This window comes from Vibrio sp. V10_P2A27P122 (genome assembly GCF_963874335.1).
Lineage (GTDB): Bacteria > Pseudomonadota > Gammaproteobacteria > Enterobacterales > Vibrionaceae > Vibrio > Vibrio anguillarum.
In genome coordinates this window covers 1-5,306 of record NZ_CAWNHY010000112.1, presented here as the reverse complement: position 1 = coordinate 5,306, position 5,306 = coordinate 1, and the positions used below count along the sequence as shown (strand labels likewise).

The 5,306-nt window shown below is 42.0% G+C and carries 6 protein-coding genes; 5 read left to right on the top strand and 1 reads right to left on the bottom strand.

Features of this window, described 5'->3' with window-relative positions; translation table 11 throughout:
- The first annotated feature begins 25 nt into the window (after positions 1-25).
- The 5 genes from rpsA (at position 26) to pyrF (ending at position 4,446) form a co-directional block, all read left to right on the top strand.
- Positions 26-1,696 (top strand): 30S ribosomal protein S1, encoded by a 1,671-nt coding sequence (gene rpsA / locus AACQ17_RS06145; RefSeq protein ID WP_013857179.1) that lies wholly within the window; start codon positions 26-28, stop codon positions 1,694-1,696.
- A gap of 76 nt (positions 1,697-1,772) precedes the next feature.
- Positions 1,773-2,057 carry an integration host factor subunit beta gene (gene ihfB, locus AACQ17_RS06140; protein WP_010317449.1) on the top strand — a complete coding sequence of 95 codons (285 nt, stop codon included), beginning with the start codon at positions 1,773-1,775 and terminating at the stop codon, positions 2,055-2,057.
- 141 nt (positions 2,058-2,198) lie between these two features.
- Positions 2,199-2,474 carry a LapA family protein gene (locus tag AACQ17_RS06135; RefSeq protein WP_013857177.1) on the top strand — a complete coding sequence of 92 codons (276 nt, stop codon included), beginning with the start codon at positions 2,199-2,201 and terminating at the stop codon, positions 2,472-2,474.
- Positions 2,475-2,493: 19 nt separating this feature from the next.
- Complete coding sequence (gene lapB, locus AACQ17_RS06130; protein ID WP_026028046.1) at positions 2,494-3,663, top strand: lipopolysaccharide assembly protein LapB; 1,170 nt, start codon at positions 2,494-2,496, stop codon at positions 3,661-3,663.
- An 87-nt stretch (positions 3,664-3,750) separates the two neighbouring features.
- On the top strand, positions 3,751-4,446 hold the full coding sequence (gene pyrF / locus AACQ17_RS06125; RefSeq protein WP_038170096.1) for an orotidine-5'-phosphate decarboxylase: 696 nt from the start codon (positions 3,751-3,753) through the stop codon (positions 4,444-4,446).
- A gap of 80 nt (positions 4,447-4,526) precedes the next feature.
- On the opposite strand, the gene AACQ17_RS06120 is transcribed toward pyrF, so the two are convergent.
- Entirely contained in the window at positions 4,527-5,291 is a 765-nt protein-coding gene (locus AACQ17_RS06120) for a hypothetical protein (RefSeq protein ID WP_013857174.1), read from the bottom strand.
- Between the last annotated feature and the right edge of the window lie 15 nt (positions 5,292-5,306).

Sequence of the window (5,306 nt, the reverse complement as noted above, 5' to 3'; positions counted from 1 at the left end):
AGTTTAATTATTGAAGATTAAATAAATGACTGAATCTTTTGCTCAACTCTTTGAAGAGTTTTTAAACGAAACACAATTTCAACAAGGTACAATCGTTAAAGGTACTGTAGTCGCTATCGAGAATGGTTTCGTTCTTGTTGACGCTGGTCTTAAGTCTGAGTCTGCTATCCCTGCTGAACAGTTCAAGAACGCTGCTGGCGAACTTGAAGTTGAAGTTGGTTCTGAAGTAGACGTTGCTCTAGACGCTGTTGAAGATGGTTTCGGTGAAACTCAACTTTCTCGTGAGAAAGCTAAGCGTCATGAAGCTTGGATCGTTCTTGAGAAAGCTTACGAAGAAGCTGAAACTGTTATTGGTATTATCAATGGTAAAGTTAAAGGTGGCTTCACTGTTGAACTAAACGGTATCCGTGCTTTCCTTCCAGGCTCTCTTGTTGACGTGCGTCCTATCCGTGACACTACTCACCTAGAAAACAAAGAGCTAGAGTTCAAAGTTATCAAACTAGACCAGAAACGTAACAACGTTGTTGTTTCTCGTCGTGCTGTTATCGAATCAGAAAGCAGCGTTGAACGTGACGAACTTCTTGAAACTCTACAAGAAGGCACTGAAGTTAAAGGTATCGTTAAGAACCTTACTGACTACGGCGCATTCGTTGACCTTGGTGGTGTTGATGGTCTTCTACATATCACAGATATGGCTTGGAAACGCGTTAAACACCCATCAGAAATCGTTAACGTTGGTGACGAGATCCTAGTTAAAGTTCTTAAGTTCGATCGTGATCGTACTCGCGTATCACTAGGTCTTAAGCAACTTGGCGAAGATCCATGGGTAGCTATCGCTAAGCGTTACCCAGAAGGTCATAAACTATCTGGCCGTGTAACAAATCTAACTGACTACGGCTGCTTCGTTGAAATCGAAGAAGGCGTTGAAGGTCTAGTACACGTTTCTGAAATGGATTGGACTAACAAGAACATCCACCCATCTAAAGTTGTTAATGTTGGCGACGAAGTTGAGGTTATGGTTCTTGATATCGACGAAGAGCGTCGTCGTATCTCTCTAGGTCTTAAACAGTGTAAAGCTAACCCATGGCAGTCATTCGCTGAAGCGCAAGCTAAAGGCGACAAAGTTACTGGTAAGATCAAGTCTATCACTGACTTCGGTATCTTCATCGGTCTAGACGGCGGCATCGACGGTCTAGTTCACCTATCTGACATCTCTTGGAACGTTCCTGGAGAAGAAGCGGTACGTGATTACAAGAAAGGCGATGAAATCTCTGCAGTTGTTCTAGCAGTAGATGCAGAGCGTGAGCGTATTTCTCTTGGCGTTAAGCAAATGGAAAACGACCCGTTCAACGCATATGTTGCTGATAACAAAAAAGGTACTCTAGTTAACGGTACTGTTACTGCAGTTGACGCGAAAGGTGCTACAATTGAACTTGTAGACGGCGTTGAAGGTTACATCCGTGCTTCTGAAGCATCTCGTGACCGTATTGAAGATGCGTCTCTAGTCCTAAGCGTTGGTGACAGCGTTGAAGCGAAATTTACTGGTGTAGACCGTAAAAACCGCGTAATCAACCTATCTATCAAAGCTAAAGATGAAGCTGATGAGCAAGAAGCAATGGCTACACTGAACAAAGCTGATGAAGGTGCGTTTGGTAATGCTATGGCTGATGCATTCAAGGCTGCTAAAGGCGAATAATCTAACTCGCTAAAAGGGGCCGTAAGGCTCCTTTTTTTTCAGTTAGTGCCTACTTTGATAAGTAATGAGGGAAACTATGACTAAGTCTGAATTGATAGAAAGACTCTGTGCTGAGAAAACGCACCTATCTGCTAAAGAAATTGAAGACGCTGTGAAAGATATTCTTGAACATATGGCATCAACTTTAGAAAGCGGAGAGCGAATCGAAATTCGCGGATTTGGTAGTTTCTCTTTGCACTATCGTGAGCCTAGAGTAGGTCGTAATCCTAAAACCGGTGATAAAGTGGTGTTGGATGGCAAATTCGTCCCTCATTTCAAGCCAGGTAAAGAGTTACGTGAGCGAGTTAATGAGAATATCTAAAGCGATTTAGAGAGTATTCTAAAAAACGGCATACAGTTTAAGTATGCCGTTTTTTTAAGAAAGGAATCCATAATAGACATGGTTTGTAAGGCCATTTTCCTGCATAATCAGACCAGATCAATACTGGATAGGTAGTGGCATATGAAAATTATAAAAATCGTTCTAATTCTTGCACTTTTTTTGATTGCTTTAGCATTAGGGGCTCAAAATCAAGCAGTTGTGACGTTTAACTATTTGATCGCTCAAGGCGAATTTCACCTGTCTACTTTACTTGGCACTGTCTTTGTCTCTGGTTTTTTACTTGCTTGTTTGCTTGGCAGTAGCTTCTACTTCAAGTCTCAGTTGCAAGTTAGAAAGTTGAATAAGCAACTGAAAAAGCAAACAGCAGAGAACAACGCTGTAACAAGTAAAGCGTAGTGAAATAAAGGCTGACTTGATGTTAGAAATTCTCTTCTTGCTATTACCGATTGCCGCCGCCTACGGCTGGTATATGGGAAATCGCAGTGCTCAGCAAGACAAGCAGAAACACTCTCACCAAATTTCTCGTCAGTATGTGACGGGTCTTAACTTACTGCTTTCTGATCAATCAGATAAGGCCGTTGACCATTTTATTGAGCTACTCCAAGTAGACAATGAAACGATTGATACCCACTTAGCGCTGGGCAACTTATTCCGTTCAAGAGGAGAGGTTGATCGTGCTATCCGCATCCATCAAAATCTCATATCTCGTTCAAGTCTTACTATTGACCAAAAAAATCTCGCCTTACAACAATTGGCAAAAGATTATATGGTGGCAGGCTTTCTCGACCGCGCTGAAAAAATATTTGAACAACTGATTGAAGAGCCCGAACACAAAGAAGCGGCGTTACAACAATTGGTTTCTATTTACCAACAGACTCGAGAGTGGCATAAAGCTATCGATTACGCTTATGCGTTGGTCAAATTAGGCAGAAAAAGGATGCACAGTGTTATAGCCCATTTTTGGTGTGAACTTGCAATGCAAGAGAAGGCTGAAGGACGCGATAGCAAAGCGATTCAATATCTTAAAAAAGCGCTGTCTGAAGATCCGAAGTGTGTACGCGCAACGATCTCTTTAGGTAAGCTGTATCTTGAAAATGATGACTACCGTCATACAATCCAGTATATGCAGATGGTCTTGGAGCAGGACATTGATTTTATCGGCGAGGTATTGCCGACGCTTGCTGAGTGCTATCACCATATTGGGAAAGAGGGTGAACTTGTTGAGTTTTTACGCGAGTGCATTATCAATGAAGCTGGAGTGTCAGCTGAACTGATGCTCGCACAGTTGGTGGCACAACATGATGGTGCTGGAGCTGCGCAGGAACTTTTGACACGGCAATTGGTTAAAAATCCGACCATGAAGGGCTTCTACCGTTTAATTGACTACCATCTCATCGAAGCGGAGGAAGGGCGAGCGAAAGAGAGCTTGTCGACCTTGCAAAAATTGGTAGGTGAGCAACTAAAAGTAAAACCTCACTACCGATGCAGAAAGTGTGGTTTCTCAACCCATTCTCTCTACTGGCACTGCCCATCATGTAAGAATTGGGGTTCAATTAAACCTATCCGTGGTTTGGATGGTGAATAGAGTTCATGTACTGGAGTTACTGATCGACTCGAAAACTGCAGCTTATGAAAGCTGCATTTTTTTAGCTTAATTATTTTAGGAGTGAAAATGAAAGACCAGAGAGTAATTGTCGCGTTGGATTATGAGCAACAAGCGGAAGCGTTAGCTTTTGTTGATAAAATTGACCCCAACAGCTGTCGATTAAAAGTGGGCAAGGAGATGTTTACCCTGTTTGGTCCCGATTTTGTGCGTGAGCTACACAAAAGAGGTTTTTCGGTATTCTTAGACCTAAAGTTTCATGATATTCCCAACACGTGCTCTAAAGCCGTACGTGCGGCGGCTGAGCTTGGCGTATGGATGGTGAATGTTCATGCCAGTGGTGGGGAGAGAATGATGTCGGCGTCTCGCCAGATTCTTGAACCTTATGGTAACGATAGACCACTACTTATTGCTGTCACAGTACTAACCAGTATGGAACAATCGGATCTTCGTGGTATTGGCATCGATGTTGCGCCTAAAGAGCATGTAATGCGTCTGGCTAGCCTAACTCAAAATGCAGGGTTAGATGGAGTGGTATGCTCAGCTCAAGAAGCGCACATGCTTAAGAGCCATCTTGGTCAAGAGTTTAAATTAGTTACGCCAGGGATTCGTCCTATTGGTTCTGAAACAGGAGACCAAAGACGTATTATGACTCCGAGTGAGGCCATAAAAGCTGGTTCAGATTATCTAGTCATCGGTCGCCCAATTACTCAGGCAACAAGACCGGATGAAGTCCTAAAAGCGATAAATGATACGTTAATTTAAATTAATGTTTTCTTTACGTTGTTGTATGAAAAAGGTCGCTTATGCGACCTTAAAAATACTTCCTAATCAAAAATAATGGGTTACCATTTTTTCTTTTCACCAAACAGTGCTTCCATATCACTATTTCTCTCGTTATCTTCAATTTGTTGAAGATCCGTTGCACTTTTTGTTTGGCGTCGTTTTTCTAGGTCATCATACATTGACTGAAGTTTTTCACGAGCTTGATTGGAATAAGCATCATTTTTTGAGCTCAGAACATCGATCCCTTTACGCAATAGCTGAATCGCAGTTCCGGGTTGCCCACGAACGATCGAATCATTTGCCCGCTTAACAACATTTTCAATGTTGATTCGAATTTGTATTGTTTCTAGACGCGCATTTTCAGCGACGTAAGATTGTGTTTCAAAACGTCCTTTATTGTGCTCACTACGAATCGTGTCTCTTAAACGTTTCACTAGTTTAAGCATAATCAAAGCTTGTTTATCGCTGGTGGGTACTTTAAACGTTGTACTGTCACCACCTGGGTGGTTTTCTTGTAAATGCTTAATTTGCCCTTTCATATGCTCAATGCGTTGTGCTAACTGCTTATTTTTCGGGTCAAGCTCATACATACTAAGTAGGGCATCAAGGATACGGGTATTTAAACACACTAAGAGTTCTTTACTAAACGGCATGTGGTGTGCGTTGCCGATAAGGTCTTCTGTCGCATCAATAATGGCGATATATCGAGTCGACTCCTGCTTTTTAGCTGACTCGACCTTTACTTTGTATTGAAGCATGATGTTATAGCCAAGGACTAACACCAGCAAGACTGCTACAAGAGCAATGATTAAACCTATATTCATATAATCCGTATCTTT

What these genes read in the sequence shown, in the direction of transcription:
- lapB (WP_026028046.1), top strand. Translation starts at nt 2,494, where the DNA reads ATGTTAGAAATTCTCTTCTTGCTATTACCGATTGCCGCCGCCTACGGC.
- ihfB (WP_010317449.1), top strand. Translation starts at nt 1,773, where the DNA reads ATGACTAAGTCTGAATTGATAGAAAGACTCTGTGCTGAGAAAACGCAC.
- AACQ17_RS06120 (WP_013857174.1), bottom strand. Translation starts at nt 5,291, where the DNA reads ATGAATATAGGTTTAATCATTGCTCTTGTAGCAGTCTTGCTGGTGTTA.
- rpsA (WP_013857179.1), top strand. Translation starts at nt 26, where the DNA reads ATGACTGAATCTTTTGCTCAACTCTTTGAAGAGTTTTTAAACGAAACA.
- AACQ17_RS06135 (WP_013857177.1), top strand. Translation starts at nt 2,199, where the DNA reads ATGAAAATTATAAAAATCGTTCTAATTCTTGCACTTTTTTTGATTGCT.
- pyrF (WP_038170096.1), top strand. Translation starts at nt 3,751, where the DNA reads ATGAAAGACCAGAGAGTAATTGTCGCGTTGGATTATGAGCAACAAGCG.